This window comes from Micromonospora sp. NPDC051227, assembly GCF_044455385.1.
Lineage (GTDB): Bacteria > Actinomycetota > Actinomycetes > Mycobacteriales > Micromonosporaceae > Micromonospora.
The window spans coordinates 133,651-147,894 of record NZ_JBITET010000003.1; the positions used below are offsets into that span (position 1 = coordinate 133,651).

12 protein-coding genes are annotated in these 14,244 nt (G+C 70.5%); 5 read left to right on the plus strand and 7 right to left on the minus strand.

Annotated features, from left to right (window positions below):
- Positions 1–52 precede the first annotated feature (52 nt).
- The 3 genes from ACIA47_RS08580 (at position 53) to rarD (ending at position 1,988) form a co-directional block, all read left to right on the plus strand.
- A complete protein-coding gene (locus tag ACIA47_RS08580) occupies positions 53–439 on the plus strand; it encodes a phage holin family protein (RefSeq protein ID WP_091395522.1) in 387 nt (128 codons plus the stop codon).
- 128 nt (positions 440–567) lie between these two features.
- Complete coding sequence (locus ACIA47_RS08585) at positions 568–1,065, plus strand: GNAT family N-acetyltransferase (RefSeq protein WP_396706592.1); 498 nt, start codon at positions 568–570, stop codon at positions 1,063–1,065.
- On the plus strand, positions 1,062–1,988 hold the full coding sequence (rarD, locus tag ACIA47_RS08590) for an EamA family transporter RarD (RefSeq protein ID WP_396706594.1): 927 nt from the start codon (positions 1,062–1,064) through the stop codon (positions 1,986–1,988). The genes ACIA47_RS08585 and rarD overlap by 4 nt, the downstream gene beginning before the upstream one ends.
- Before the next feature lie 112 nt (positions 1,989–2,100).
- On the opposite strand, the gene ACIA47_RS08595 is transcribed toward rarD, so the two are convergent.
- Both ACIA47_RS08595 and ACIA47_RS08600 read right to left on the minus strand, forming a co-directional pair.
- Positions 2,101–2,817: an anti-sigma factor family protein gene (locus ACIA47_RS08595; RefSeq protein ID WP_396706596.1), complete on the minus strand. Its 717-nt coding sequence runs from the start codon at positions 2,815–2,817 to the stop codon at positions 2,101–2,103.
- On the minus strand, positions 2,814–3,329 hold the full coding sequence (locus ACIA47_RS08600) for a sigma-70 family RNA polymerase sigma factor (protein ID WP_091395533.1): 516 nt from the start codon (positions 3,327–3,329) through the stop codon (positions 2,814–2,816). Before ACIA47_RS08600 ends, ACIA47_RS08595 begins: the two co-directional genes overlap by 4 nt.
- 227 nt (positions 3,330–3,556) lie before the next feature.
- Between ACIA47_RS08600 and ACIA47_RS08605 the strand changes: the two genes are divergently transcribed.
- The gene (locus tag ACIA47_RS08605; protein ID WP_396706598.1) at positions 3,557–5,683 is read left to right on the plus strand and encodes a PhoX family protein; all 2,127 of its coding nucleotides are present in this window, start codon (positions 3,557–3,559) and stop codon (positions 5,681–5,683) included.
- A gap of 102 nt (positions 5,684–5,785) precedes the next feature.
- On the opposite strand, the gene ACIA47_RS08610 is transcribed toward ACIA47_RS08605, so the two are convergent.
- Positions 5,786–6,568, minus strand: a complete 783-nt coding sequence (locus ACIA47_RS08610) for an IclR family transcriptional regulator C-terminal domain-containing protein (protein ID WP_203121609.1) — start codon at positions 6,566–6,568, stop codon at positions 5,786–5,788.
- Between the two features lie 154 nt (positions 6,569–6,722).
- Between ACIA47_RS08610 and ACIA47_RS08615 the strand changes: the two genes are divergently transcribed.
- Positions 6,723–7,952 (plus strand): MFS transporter, encoded by a 1,230-nt coding sequence (locus ACIA47_RS08615; protein ID WP_396706600.1) that lies wholly within the window; start codon positions 6,723–6,725, stop codon positions 7,950–7,952.
- On the opposite strand, the gene ACIA47_RS08620 is transcribed toward ACIA47_RS08615, so the two are convergent.
- From ACIA47_RS08620 to nuoL, 4 genes are all read right to left on the minus strand, one after another.
- Positions 7,928–9,013, minus strand: coding sequence for a polyprenyl synthetase family protein (locus ACIA47_RS08620; RefSeq protein WP_203121613.1), 1,086 nt, complete (start codon positions 9,011–9,013; stop codon positions 7,928–7,930). The two genes, ACIA47_RS08615 and ACIA47_RS08620, sit on opposite strands and share 25 nt — an antisense overlap.
- Positions 9,014–9,103: 90 nt before the next feature.
- Positions 9,104–10,657, minus strand: coding sequence for an NADH-quinone oxidoreductase subunit NuoN (nuoN, locus tag ACIA47_RS08625; protein WP_203121616.1), 1,554 nt, complete (start codon positions 10,655–10,657; stop codon positions 9,104–9,106).
- A gap of 52 nt (positions 10,658–10,709) precedes the next feature.
- Entirely contained in the window at positions 10,710–12,245 is a 1,536-nt protein-coding gene (locus tag ACIA47_RS08630; protein WP_145794932.1) for an NADH-quinone oxidoreductase subunit M, read from the minus strand.
- 64 nt (positions 12,246–12,309) lie between these two features.
- Entirely contained in the window at positions 12,310–14,235 is a 1,926-nt protein-coding gene (nuoL, locus tag ACIA47_RS08635) for an NADH-quinone oxidoreductase subunit L (protein WP_396706603.1), read from the minus strand.
- Positions 14,236–14,244: the final 9 nt, after the last annotated feature.

Consider the following 14,244-nt stretch of genomic DNA (forward strand, 5'->3'; position numbering starts at 1 on the left):
ACGGCCAGCCGGCGGGTTACGTCGGTGCGGTGTCCGTGGCACGATCCCCGCCATGGGTTTTCTAAAAGGTCTGCTGATTCGGCTGGCCAGCACAGCTCTGGCTTTCTGGCTGGCCACGCTCCTCATCCCGGGCATCTCCCTGGATTCGAACTCGGCCACCGAGACGGTGACCACGCTGCTCCTGGTGGCGGTGATCTTCGGCGTGGTCAACGCGGTTCTCCAGCCGATCATCAAGACCGTCGGTTGTGGCTTCTACCTGCTGACCCTGGGTCTCATCGCCCTGGTGGTGAACGGGCTGCTCTTCCTGCTCACCAGCTGGATCGCCGACCAGGCCGGGCTGCCGTTCTCGGTGGACGGTTTCTGGCCGGCAGCCGTGCTCGGCGCCCTCTTCGTGAGCATCGTGACCTGGATCCTCGGCGCCGTCCTCGACCGGGACTGACCGCCGACCAGCCAGCACCGACCCGGTCCGTCCGGGGCTCCGACCTCGGCCGGGGCCCCGGCCGGCCGATGACCAGAGTTCGGGAATTTGGCGGCCGGACCGCCCATCTCGGCGGTTAGCGTCGCGGCATGTTCTCGCTGACCTATCCCGACGGCCACCTGCTCAGCACCGATCCGGCGCGGATCGACCTGGACCTGGTGCACCACTGGTTGTCCACCGACGCGTACTGGGCGCTCGGACGAGACCGGGAGACCACCGAGCGGTCGTTCGCCGGCTCGCTGCCGTTCGGCATCTACCGGCCGGAGGACGGCCGCCAGGTCGCGGTGGCCCGGGTCGTCACGGACGGCGCCACCTTCGCCTGGCTCTGCGACGTGTACGTCGACCGCTCCGCCCGGGGTCGCGGGCTAGGCGGGTGGCTGGCCGGCGCGGTCCGCGACCACCTGGATGAGCTGGGCGTACGCCGGATCCTGCTCTGCACCAACGACGCCCACCAGGTGTACGCGGGGGTGGGCTTCACCCCGCTGGACGCGCCGCAGCGGTGGATGCAGCTGGACCGGCGGCCCCCGGTGACCCCGATCACCGGAAAGGAACAAAGCAGCACTACGCCCCTTACGGTGGAAGCGTGACGCCACTCCGCCTGAGATACCTCTACGGCCTCGGCGCGTACCTGCTCTGGGGTTTCTTTCCGCTCTACCTGAAGCTGCTGCGACCCGCCGGCCCGCTGGAGATCCTGGCCCACCGGATCGTCTGGTCGGTGGTCTTCGTGGCCCTGCTGCTGGCGGCGCTGCGCAACGTCGGTTTCCTGCGGGCGCTGCTGCGCCGCCCCTGGGCGGTGGCGGGGATCGTCGCCGCCGCCGCGCTGATCGCTGTCAACTGGGGCACCTACATCTACGGGGTCAACTCCGACCGGGTGGTGGAGACCGCGCTCGGCTACTTCATCAACCCGCTGGTCGTGGTGCTGCTCGGGGTGACGGTGCTGCGGGAGCGGCTGCGCCCGGCGCAGTGGGTGGCGCTGGGGATCGGCGCGTCGGCGGTGGCGGTGCTCGCCGTGGACTACGGCCGGCTGCCGTGGCTGGCGTTGACCCTGGCGTTCAGCTTCGCCGGCTACGGCCTGGTCAAGAAGCGGCTCGGGTTGCCCGCGGCGGAGGGGCTCTTCGTCGAGTCGGCGGTGCTGGCGTTACCGGCCCTGGGCTACCTGGCCTGGCTGACGGCGAAGGCCGACCTGACCTTCGGGCACGTCTCGGCCGGGCACACCGCGCTGCTGGTGCTGGCCGGCGCGGCCACGGCGATTCCCCTGCTGCTGTTCGCCGGGGCGGCCAACCGACTGCCCCTGAGCAGCCTCGGCATGATCCAGTACCTGGCGCCGATCCTTCAGCTCGGCTGCGGGGTGCTGATCTTCCACGAGCCGATGCCGCCGGCCCGGCTGGCCGGCTTCGCGCTGGTCTGGCTGGCCCTGATCGTCTTCACCGCCGACGCCGTCCGGACCTCCCGCCGCACCCGCCACCCCCACCAACCGACCTCCGTCCCCACCCCTGTCCCCACCCCCTGACCCCGCGATCTTGCAGTTTCGGTCGTCGATATGCCTGCCATGCCCCTTATGGAAGGGCAGAAAGTGCAAGATCGCGGATGACCGGGGGTGGGGTGGGGCGGGGCGGACCGGGTTAGGGGACGGCGTAGGTGAGGAGGGGGGTGCCGTCGGCCTTCTGCAGCTCCACGCTGACCAGCTCGGCGTCGGTGAACCTCGTCGCACCGGTGAAGCTGAGGTCGTCGCCGGGAGCCGCCAGCCAGGAGCCGATCTGCTCGGTGGCGCCGTTCGGACCACGCGCCACCAGCCGGAACGGGTACGCCTTGCCGTAGCTCGTCCGCGCGTCGTACCCGCAACGCATCGTCACCTCGGTGCCCCACTTGGTGCCGGTCAGCCCGAGGTCGGCGTGCACCGGCCCGGCGGCGGCCACCGGTCGCATGGCCACCATCGACACCCGCGGTGCCGGGTTGCCCTGCGCGCCGGGCGGCCCGGACTGGTCGACCGGTCGAGGCAGCGCCACTGCGGTGCCCACACCGACCAGCAGCGCCAGCCCGGCGGCGGCCAGTGTGGTCAGTGCGTACCGTCGCCGGTCCGCGGCGCGTTCCCGACGACGGCGCTGGCGGGCCTCGTCGAGCAGCGCGGGCACCCGAGGCGGGCCCGGCGGCGGCAGGATCTGCTCCAACCCCGCCGGGTCGAGGCGCCCGAGCAACCCGGGCAGGACGGCGATCTCGGCGACCGCCTCCCGACACGAGGCGCAGTCGCCCAGATGCCGCTCGTAGGCCGCCCGTTCGGCGGGGGCCAGGGCGCCCAGCACGTACGCGCCGTCGTCGTACGCGAACTCGCACCGGGTCATCCCGTCACCCCCATCTCGGCCAGGACCAACCGTAGAGACCGCAGCGCGTAGTGGGTGCGGGATTTCACGGTCCCTGGCGGTACGCCCAGGCGGGACGCCGCCTCGGCCACCGACCGCCCCTGGTAGAAGCACTCCACCAGCACCTCCCGGTGGGTCGGGCTGAGCCGGTTCAGGGCCTCGGCGACGGTCCACGCCTCCACCGCCCGTTCGGCCTCGTCGATCGCCTCGGGCGGTTCGGGCAGATCGTCGGTGAACACCTCGCCGACCCGGGTGGATCGCCGCCGCCAAGCGTCGATGGCCAGGTTGCGGGCGGTGGTGAACAGCCAGGACCGCACCGATCCGCGCGTCGGGTCGAGTGACTCCGGATGTCGCCAGGCCCGCAGCAGCGTCTCCTGCACCAGGTCCTCGGCCCGTTGCCGGTCCCCGTTGACCAGCCGCAGGGCATGGGCGTACAGCGCCTCCGCGTGCTCGTCGTGTAGCGCGCGGAGCAGTTGGGCGTCGTGGTCGCTGATGGCGGTCTCCTCGCTTCCGGCGCGCGTCCGGCGGTGCGTTCGCTCGGGAATACGTGCTGTCACGCCGATCGGTTCAGCCCGAGGTCAGACCGGTTGCGTGTCGGTTGCCACCGACGAAGGTGTTCATGCCCGGTTCACATCGCGTCTGACGAGCGCTCACCGCGTCCTCCTAGCGTCCGGCTGGTACGCCGCCTGTCGTGCCACCGACTTTTCTGGAGGCCTCCCCCATGAGCGACCGTCCCCGGCTGCTCCCCCTGTTGAACGGCACCCGCCATGGCACCCGTGATGCCATGACCTGCCTGTACCGGTGCGGAAACGCCTGTGACCACCCGGTCCCGAACACCTCCGACAACGCGTACTTCGGTGACGTGGTGAACGCCGAGGTGTCGCGGCGTGGCGTGGTCCGGGCCGGCGCGGTCGGCGCCCTGGTGCTCGGTTTCGGCGGCGCGGCAGCCGGCGCGCTCGCCGGGGCGGCCCCGGCCATGGCGGCCCCGACCGCCCCGGACGCTCCGGAGAACTTCGGGTTCGGTCGTCCCAGCACCGGGGTCGGCAGCGGCGCGCTGACCTTCAAGCCGATCCCACCGAACAAGCTGGACACCCTGGTCGTGCCGAACGGCTACGACCACGCCGTGGTGATCAAGTGGGGTGACCCGGTGCTGCCGGGTGCGCCGGAGTTCGACCTGCACCACCAGACCGCCGCCGCGCAGTCCAAGCAGTTCGGTTACAACAACGACTTCGTGGGCGTGCTGCCGCTGGACAAGCAGGGCAAGCGGGCGCTGCTCGTGGTCAACCACGAGTACACCAACGAGGACCTGATGTTCCCGGGCTTCCCCGGCCTGGACGGGCTCTCCGTGGAGCAACTGCGCACCGCCATGGCCGCGCACGGCATGTCAGTGGTGGAGCTTGAGCGGGTCGCGGGCACCGGGCAGTGGAAGCCGGTCGGCAAGGGCCCGCGGCCGTACAACCGGCGAGTCACCGCCCTGGGCACCAAGTTCGACCTGACCGGGCCGGCCGCCGGCTCGGCCTGGCTGAAGACCGCCGCCGACCCCAGGGGCCGCACTGTCGTCGGCACGCTGAACAACTGCGCCGGTGGGGTGACCCCGTGGGGCACGGTGCTCTCCGGCGAGGAGAACTTCAACCAGTACTTCGTGGGCGCCGACGCCGTTCCGGCCGAACTGAAGCCGAAGTTGGACCGTTACGGCATCAGCACCGCCAGCCGCTACCCCAGCGGCAGCCGCAAGTGGGAGCGCGCGGACGAGCGCTTCGACCTGGCGAAGCACCCCAACGAGGCACACCGGTTCGGCTGGGTCGTCGAGATCGATCCTTTCGACCCGGAGAGCCGTCCGCGCAAGCACACCGCGATGGGCCGGTTCAAGCACGAGGGCGCCAACGTGATCGTCGCGAAGGACGGGCACGTGGTCGCGTACATGGGCGACGACGAGCGGTTCGACTACCTCTACAAGTTCGTCTCGGACAAGAAGTTCATGAAGGGCAACTCCTGGGCCGCCCGCAAGCACAACCTGACCCTGCTGGAGTCCGGCACGCTCTACGTGGCGATGCTCGACCAGACCAGCGCCGCCGAGATCGACGGCTCGGGCAAGCTCCCCGCCGACGGCGCGTTCAACGGTCGGGGTCGCTGGATCAGGCTGGTCAGCGGCAACCGGTCGTTCGTCGACGGGATGACCGCCGCGGACGTGCTCACCTTCACCCGGCTCGCCGGCGACAAGGTCGGCGCGACCAAGATGGACCGCCCCGAGGACGTCGAGCCGAGTCTGCTCACCGGCAAGGTGTACGTGGCGCTGACCAACAACACCAACCGGGGCGTCGGCAGCAACCCGAAGGCGGACGAGGCCAACCCGCGCAACGCCAACAAGCACGGGCAGGTCCTGGAGCTGGTCGAGGACCGCAACGACAACACCTCGGAGACCTTCGCCTGGTCGCTGCCGATCGTCTGCGGCGACCCGACCGATCCGTCGACCTTCTTCGCCGGGTACGACAAGACCAAGGTCTCCCCGATCTCCTGCCCGGACAACGTCGCCTTCGACGCCACCGGCAACCTCTGGATCTCCACCGACGGCAACGCGCTGGGCAGCAACGACGGCCTGTTCGCCACGGCTGTGGAGGGTCCGGAGCGGGGTCACCTCAAGCAGTTCCTGACCGTGCCGCTCGGCGCGGAGACCTGCGGCCCGTTCATCACCGGCGACAACCGCTCGGTCTTCGTCGCCGTGCAACACCCGGGCGAGATCACCGGAGCCTCGGTGGAGAACCCGGCCTCGAACTGGCCGGACGGTGACTACGCCAAGCCGGGCGTGGTGGTCACCTGGCGCCTCGACGGCGGCCCGGTGGGCAGCTGACGTCGCACCCGCGGCCGAGCGGCCGCTGACGTTGCTCCGGCGGTTTGGCGCTGGACCGCCCCGAGAGGCCCTCTCCCAGCCCGGGAGAGGGCCTCTCGGCGGTCAGCTGTCGGTGGCGATGCCGTCGGCCACGCCGCGGGCCACGGTGAGCAGCTTGGCGCGTACCACCCGGGCAGAGGTCATCATCTCGCTGGCCGGCAACGCGCAGGCCAGCACGACCCGGCGTTCCATGTCCTTGTCCGGTGCGACGAGCACGGCGGCGCAAGCCACCCCCTGGCGGAACTGCCCCATCTCCAGTTGCATGCCGCGCCGGTCGCCCGCGGCCAGGTCGGCCTCGAAACTCTCGGTGGTGGTGAGCGTGGCGGTGGTGAACGGGCGCATGCCGTACTCGCGCAGATAGCGGTAGCGCTGGTCGGTCGTGAGGGTGGCGAGCAGCGACTTGCCGAGCGCCGTCGCGTGCGCCCCCTCGTCGAAGCCGGGGACCAGATCCTCCAGGTAGGGCGAGCGGTGCCCCTCGGCGACCGCGGTGAGGGCCACCTGACCGCCGACGAACCGACCGAGGTAGTGGCTGTAGCCGGTGTCCAGCGCGGCCCGCCGCAGCGTCTCACCGACCGCCGGCGGGCCCCGGAACGCCGTCACCAGCTCCCGGTACCGGTCGGCCACCTCCAACCCCACGATGTACGTGCCGTCCTCGCGACGGATCACGTAGCCCTCGTAGGCGAGCGTGCGGACCAGGTGGTAAGTGGTGGCCACTGTCAGCTCGCAGCGCCGGGCGATCTGCTTGACGGTCAGGCCCTTCGGGGCGCGACCGACCGACTCCAGCACCCGTAGCGCTCGGGACACGCTGCGAATCAGGTCCGAAGGTTCTGCCAAGGGGTCGCGCACAACCACCTCCGCCGCCGGGGACTTACACCATATGAAAAACAGGCCCGGTGCGAAATGCCTGTTCGGGTCGAGGATGCCAGATCACCATCCACAGCTTGTGCCCCGCCGGTCACCAGGAGTGCGGTGAGCGGGGCTCGCGTAGGTTTGCCGAACGATGACCGACACCTCCAATTTTCCCGATCCGGCCGTTGCCCAACCCCGTCCGGTACGGGCCAGCGTCGGCGCAGTCGTCACCACAGTGGCCTGCGTACTCCCCGTCTTCCTGCTCGGCGGTCTCGCCGTGCAGATGGGCACGGACCTCGGCTTCTCGCCGGCCGGCCTGGGCCTGGCCGTCTCCGTCTACTTCGGGGTCAGCGCGCTGGCCTCGGTGCCCTCCGGGCGGTTGGTCGAGCGGTACGGGCCGGCCCTGGTGGCCCGCTGCGGCATCCTGCTGGCCGCCGGGTCGATGCTGGCCGTGGCCGCCTTCGCCCGGTCGTACCCGGTGCTGGTCGGCCTGCTCGCGCTCAGCGCCGCCGCGAACGCGCTCGGCCAGTTGGCCAGCAACGCCGCGCTGGCCCAGCACGTGCCGGCCCGGCGGCAGGGGCTGTCGTTCGGTGTCAAACAGGCCGCTATCCCGGTCTCCACCCTGCTGGCCGGGGTGGCGGTGCCCACCATCGCGCTCACCGCCGGCTGGCGCTGGGCGTTCGTGGTCGCCGCCGTGGCCGCGCTGACGACGCTGGCCGCCGTACCCCGGCAGTTGCCCGGTTTCGCCCGGCGGGCCGGTGCCAGGCGCGCCGGTCGGGCGACGGCGGCGCTGGTGGTGGTCGGCGCTGCGGCGACGTTGGCCTCGGGCGCGGCCAACTCGTTGGGCACCTTCCTGGTGGACTCCGCCGCGGCTCGGGGTCTGTCGCCGGGCCTCGCCGGCCTCACCCTGACCCTGGGTAGTGCGGTCTGCGTGGCGGCTCGGGTGGGCGCCGGCTGGTGGGCCGACCGCCGCGAGACCGGCCACGTCGCCCTCATCGCCGCGATGCTGCTCGTCGGCGCGGTCGGGTTGGGCCTGCTCGCGTTGACCGGCTCGGTGCCGTTGGTGGTCGGCGTGGTGCTCGGCTTCGGCCTGGGCTGGGCCTGGCCCGGCCTGATGAACTTCGCGGTGGTCCGGCTCCACCCGCAGTCACCGGCCGCCGCCACCTCGATCACACAGACCGGGGTGTACGCGGGCGGCTGTCTCGGCCCGCTGAGCCTGGGCCCACTCGCCGCCCACCTCGGTTACCCGGCGATGTGGGCCATCGCGGCCATGGCGATGCTGCTCGCCGCCGCCCTCATGCTCGTCGGCAGCCGACTGTTGACCCGTGCCGCCGCCGCAGCGGGTCGGGGCGTGGATCAGCTGGTGCGGTCGGCGATGTAGTCGCAGAGCGACTCGAGCGCACTGCGGGACGGGCCGTGCGGCAGCGGGGCGAGTTGCGCGCGAGCCTCCTCGGCGTAGCTGCGCACGGTCTCCCGGGCCCGCTTGAGCGCCGGGCTCTCCCGCAGCAGCCCCAACGCCTCGGCGTGCAGCGCGTCGTCGGTCAACGGGCCGGTCGCCAGGATCTCCCTCAGCCGCACCGACGACGCGTCGGAGTCGTCCGCCTCGCGGGCGTAGAGCACCGGCAGCGTCGGGACGCCCTCGCGCAGGTCGGTGCCGGGGGTCTTGCCCGACTGCACCGACTCGGAGGCGATGTCCAGCAGGTCGTCGGAGAGTTGGAAGGCGACGCCGATCGTCTCGCCGTACCCGGCGAGGGCCTCCACGTGCTCGGGGGCGGCACCACCGAACATGCCGCCGAACCGGGCGGACGTGGCGATCAGCGAGCCGGTCTTCTCGGCGATCACGTGCAGGTAGTGGGCCACCGGGTCGTCGTCGGCGCGGGGCCCGACCGTCTCCGCGATCTGGCCGTGCACCAACCGGGCGAAGGTGCGCGCCTGCAACCGGACGGCCTCCGGGCCCAGATCGGCGGCGATGTCCGCCGCACGGGCGAAGAGGTAGTCGCCGACCAGGATGGCGACCGAGTTGGTCCACCGGGAGTTCGCGCTCGGCGCGCCCCGACGGACGGCGGCCTCGTCCATCACGTCGTCGTGGTAGAGGGTGGCGAGGTGGGTGAGCTCCATCACCACGGCGGCCGGGACCACCTGCGCACCGGTCGGGTCACCGAACTGGGCGCCCAGCGCCACCAGCAACGGCCGGAACCGCTTCCCGCCGGCCTCGACGAGGTGCCGGGCGGCCTCTGTGACGAACGGGTCGGCACTGGACACGCTGGCCCGCAACTCGGCCTCGACCGTGTCCAGCAGACCCAGCACGGACGCCTCGACACGGGGATCGGCGAGGTTGAGGCCAAGCGCGCCGAACTGACTCGTGCTCGCCCGACCCCGTCGACCGCCGGAGCCGGAGGCACCTGAACGCTCGCCCGCCGGTTTCACCACGCTATCAACCATGCCACACCCGTTCGACCTGCTCCGGGCCGGGGATACGCACCGGGGGCCGGCACGTGAACACGCGCCGACCCCCGGTGATCGATCCTTCGGTCATCGAACGAATTCGGCGGCTCCGGCAGCCAGATCGAGCAGCGGCGCCGGGGCGACACCCAACACCAGGGTCGCCAGCACACCGATCATCAGCGCGGCGGAGGTGAGCCCACCGGGCACCGTGACGGTCGGGGTGGACTCGCCCGGCTCGGAGAGCCACATCATCACCACGACCCGCAGGTACGGGAACGCGAGAATCATGCTGGTCAGCACACCGGCGATCACCAGCCAGGCCTGGCCACCCTCCAGCGCCGGCCCGAAGATGGCGAACTTGCTGGTGAAGCCGCTGGTCAGCGGAATACCGGCGAAGGCCAGCAGGATGAACGTGAACAGCGCGGCGAAGAACGGCGACCGACGGCCCAGCCCGGCCCAGCGGGACAGGTGGGTGGCCTCGCCGTCGTCGTCCCGTACCAGGGTCACCACCGCGAACGCGGCCAACACCGAGAAGCCGTACGCGACCAGGTAGAACATCGTGCCGGCCAACCCGTCGCGGCTCGGCGCCAACACACCGACCAGCAGGTAGCCGGCGTTGGCGATCGAGGAGTACGCGAGCAGCCGCTTGATGTCGGTCTGGGTGACAGCGAGGACCGCACCCACCAGCATGGTCAGCACCGCCACCGCGCCGAGGACCGGCGTGAAGTCCCAGTTGGCGTCGGCGAACGCGACCTGGAAGACGCGCAGCAGGGCACCGAACGCGGCGACCTTGGTGCAGGCCGCCATGAACCCGGTGACCGGAGTCGGAGCGCCCTGGTAGACGTCGGGGGTCCAGACGTGGAACGGGGCCGCCGCGGCCTTGAAGAGCAGACCGATGGCGAGCAGCGCCATGCCGGCGAAGAGCAGCACCGGGCTGGCCGGTGACTCGCCCACCGCCGCGTGGATGGTGGCGAAGTCGACGCCGGCCGGGCGGCCCGGGATGCCGGCCGTGAAGCCGTAGATCAGGGCCACGCCGAACAGGAAGAACGCCGAGGCGTAGGCGCCGAGCAGGAAGTACTTCATCGCCGCCTCCTGGCTCAGCAGACGCCGGCGACGGGCCAGCGCGCAGAGCAGGTAGAGCGGCAGGGAGAAGACCTCGAGTGCGATGAACATGGTCAGCAGGTCGTTCGCCGCCACGAAGATCAGCATGCCGCCGATCGCGAACGTGGTCAGCGGGTAGACCTCGGTGAGACCGTTGCGCCCCTCGGCCTGCCGCCGGTCGTCGGCCGACTCCGCGGTCACTGCGGCCTGGGCGACGAACGCCCCGCCCCGCTCGACCGAGCGGTCACCGATCAGCAGCAGCGCCATCGCGGCCAGCACCAGGATCGCGCCCTGGAGGAAGAGCGTCGGCCCGTCGATCGCGAGCGCCTGACCCGCGGTGATGATCCGCTCATCGGCGCTGAGGACCACCATGGTCAGTGCCGCGAGCACCGCGAGCAGCGCCAGCGTCAACTGCACCACGTGCCGCCAGCGACGAGGCACCAGGGCCTCGACCAGCACGCCGAGCAACGCCGTGCCCAGCATGATCAGGATCGGAGAGATCGCCGCGTAGTCGATCGACGGCAGTTTCAACTCGGTCACAGTGCCGGCCTTTCGTTCGCGACTGCGGGGCTCGCAAGCTCACTCCTCGCGCTCACCGGCCTGCCTCCTGCACGGTGCCGCCCACGGACGGCGCCGGGTCGGTTCTGCCGATGTCGTCCATGGTCGCCTGGACGGCGGGGTTGATCACGTCAGTGACCGGCTTGGGGAAGAAGCCGAGCAGCACGATCAGCGCGATCAGCGGGGCGACCACGACCTTCTCGCGCAGGTTGAGGTCCCGACGCATGCCGTCGACCTCGGTCAGCGCCGGGTTGAGGGTGCCCTGGGTGGTGCGCTGCACCATCCACAGCACGTACGCGGCGGCCAGGATGATGCCGAGCGTGGCGATGACCGCGACCGGCTTGTTCACAGTGAAGGTGCCGATCAGCACCAGGAACTCGGAGATGAACGGCGCCGTGCCGGGCAGCGCGAGCGAGGCGAGACCGGCGAAGAAGAGCACCCCGGCGAGCACCGGGACGAGCTTGCCGGCACCACCGAAGTCGCTGATCAGCGCCGAACCACGCCGGGAGATCAGCATGCCCACCACCAGGAAGAGCAGGCCGGTGGCCAGCCCGTGGTTGAGCATGTAGAGCACCGCGCCGGTGCCGGCCTGGGTGGTGAAGGCGAAGATGCCCACGCCGATGAAGCCGAAGTGCGCGATCGAGGTGTACGACACCAGCCGCTTGAGGTCGTTCTGGCCGACCGCCAGCAGCGCGGCGTAGACGATGCCGATCACGCCCAGGGCCAACGCCCACGGAGCGAACCACTTGGACGCCTCGGGGAACAGCGGCAGGCAGTAGCGCAGGATGCCGAAGGTGCCGACCTTGTCCAGCACGCCGACGAGCAGCGCCGCCGCGCCCGCCGGGGCGGCACCACCGGCATCGGGCAACCAGGTGTGGAACGGGAAGAACGGCGCCTTGATGGCGAACGCGAGGAAGAAGCCGAGGAACAGCCACCGCTCGGTGCCGGTGCTGATGTCGACCTGCGAGAGCGCCTGCCAGTCGAAGGTCTTCCCGCCGACCACCCACAGGCCGATCACCGCGGCCAGCATGAACAGACCGCCGACGAGCGAGTAGAGGAAGAACTTCACCGCCGCGTACTGCCGCTGGTGGCCGCCGTAGCTGCCGATGAGGAAATACATCGGCACCAGCATGACCTCGAAGAACACGTAGAACAGGAAGACGTCGGCAGCCGCGAAGACACCGATCATCGTGCACTCGAGGACCAGCAGCAGTGCGAAGTAGACGGGCACCGAACGCTTCGACGACTCGGCGTCGTGCCAGGACGCCAGGATCACCAGCGGCACCAGCACCGCGATCAGCATCAGCATCACCAGCGCGATGCCGTCGGCGGCGAAGGTGAAGCTGACCCCCCAATTCGGAATCCAGGAGTACGACTCACGGAACTGGAACCGGTCACCGCCGGCGTTGAAGCTGACCCACATCACCACCGAGAGCACCAGCACGAGCAGCGACCAGGCGAACGCCACCTGCTTGGCCAGCTCCGGGCGGTGGCGCGGCAGGAAGGCCACCACCAGGGCGCCCACCAGCGGCGCCACGGTGAGCACCGAGAGGAACGGGAAGTTGGACATTATGCGGCCTTACCTCCGTCGTCACTGCGTGGTCCGCCGGCGGGGGCGGGCGTATTGAGGTCGATCACGCCAACCACCCCGCCTGCACCGCCAGGAACGCCGCCATCACCAGCAGCGCACCGGCCAGGATCGAGGTGGCGTACGAGCGGACAAAGCCGGTCTGCATCCGACGGAGGCGACCCGAGCCCCCGCCGACCGCGGCGGCGAGCCCGTTGACGAGCCCGTCGATGCCCCGGTTGTCGAGGTACACCAGCGCCCGGGTGAGGAAGATGCCCGGCTTCTCGAAGACCGCCTCGTTGACGGTGTCGGTGTAGAGGTTGCGCCGGGCGGCGGTGACCAGCACCCCGGCCGGCTGCGGCGCGGTGGCCGTCCCGGCCCGGAACAGGAACCAGGCGAGCCCGGCACCGAGCACGGTGACCAGCAGCGACAGGATGGTGATCACGGTGTGCGAGAGGACCGCCGCGTGCTCCGCGTGCTCGCCGCCCAGCCCGGCGGTCTCCGTCAGCCAGTCCGGGACGGACGTGGCGAGCAGGAAGCCGGCGCCGACCGACCCGACCGCCAGCAGGATCAGCGGGATGGTCATCAGCTTCGGCGACTCGTGCGGGTGCTCGATGTCCTCGGTCCACCGCTGCGGCCCGTGGAAGGTGAGCACGAACAGCCGCGTCATGTAGAACGCGGTGAGCCCGGCGCCGAGCAGTGCCGCACCGCCGAAGAGCCAGGCGGTCCAGTCCTCCCGCTCGAAGGCGGCCACGATGATCGGCTCCTTGGAGAAGAAGCCGGAGAACGGGAACATGCCGATGATGGCCAGCCAGCCCATCATGAAGGTCAACCAGGTGATCTTCATGTACTTGGACAGCCCACCGAAGCGGCGGATGTCGACCTGGTCCTTCATTCCGTGCATGACCGAGCCGGCGCCCAGGAACATGTTGGCCTTGAAGAAGCCGTGCGCCAGCAGGTGCACGATGGCCAGCGCGTACGCCGCGCCGCCGAGGCCGACACCGAGGAACATGTAGCCGATCTGGCTCACCGTCGACCAGGCGAGTACCCGCTTGATGTCGTCCTTGGCCGCACCGATGATGCAGCCGATCAGCAGGGTGAGCGCGCCGACGCTGACCACCACGAGTTGCAGCGTCGAGTTGGCCGAGAAGATCGGGTTGGACCGGGCGATCAGGTAGACGCCCGCGGTGACCATGGTGGCGGCGTGGATGAGCGCCGACACCGGGGTCGGGCCCTCCATCGCGTCCGGCAACCACGCCTGGAGCGGGAACTGGCCGGACTTGCCGGCCGCCCCGAGCAGCAGCAACAGGCCGAGGACCAGCACTGTGGTGCCGGTCAGCGCGCCGACACCGTTGAACACCTCGTCGTACTGGGTGGTGCCCACTGTGGCGAACATGATGAAGATGCCGATGGCCAGGCCGGCGTCGCCGACCCGGTTCATCAGGAACGCCTTCTTGCCGGCGGTGGCCGCGCTCGGCCGCTCGGTCCAGAAGGAGATCAGCAGGTACGACGCCAGACCGACGCCCTCCCAGCCGAAGTACAGCATCACGTAGTTGTTGCCGAGCACCAGCAGCAGCATCGCCGCGACGAACAGGTTGAAGTACGCGAAGAACCGACGACGGCCCGGGTCGTGCGACATGTACTCCACCGCGTACAGGTGGATCAGGAAACCCACCCCGGTGATCAGCAGCACGAAGACCGCGGCCAGCGGGTCGAAGAGCAGGCCGAAGTCGACGCGCAGATCACCGACCGCGATGAAGTCCCAGAGGCTCAGCTCGACCGACTTGTTCTCCAGGCCACGCAGCTGGAAGAAGAAGCTCAGGCCGAGCACGAACGCGGCGCCGATGGCGGCGACGCCCAACCAGTGCCCCCAGCGGTCGGCCCGGCGGCCGAGCAGCAGCAGGATGGCCGCGCTGACCAGCGGGATCGCCACCAGCAGCCAGACGCCCCCAAGCAGCCCCGTGGCCTGGGCGTATTCCACAGTCTCTTCCACCGGTGGACC

Bases quoted from the DNA above. Each gene is read 5' to 3' on its own strand.
- ACIA47_RS08615 (WP_396706600.1), top strand. From the start codon at position 6,723: ATGACCGACACCTCCAATTTTCCCGATCCGGCCGTTGCCCAACCCCGT.
- ACIA47_RS08585 (WP_396706592.1), top strand. From the start codon at position 568: ATGTTCTCGCTGACCTATCCCGACGGCCACCTGCTCAGCACCGATCCG.
- ACIA47_RS08620 (WP_203121613.1), bottom strand. From the start codon at position 9,013: ATGGTTGATAGCGTGGTGAAACCGGCGGGCGAGCGTTCAGGTGCCTCC.
- ACIA47_RS08580 (WP_091395522.1), top strand. From the start codon at position 53: ATGGGTTTTCTAAAAGGTCTGCTGATTCGGCTGGCCAGCACAGCTCTG.
- ACIA47_RS08630 (WP_145794932.1), bottom strand. From the start codon at position 12,245: ATGTCCAACTTCCCGTTCCTCTCGGTGCTCACCGTGGCGCCGCTGGTG.
- ACIA47_RS08605 (WP_396706598.1), top strand. From the start codon at position 3,557: ATGAGCGACCGTCCCCGGCTGCTCCCCCTGTTGAACGGCACCCGCCAT.
- ACIA47_RS08595 (WP_396706596.1), bottom strand. From the start codon at position 2,817: ATGACCCGGTGCGAGTTCGCGTACGACGACGGCGCGTACGTGCTGGGC.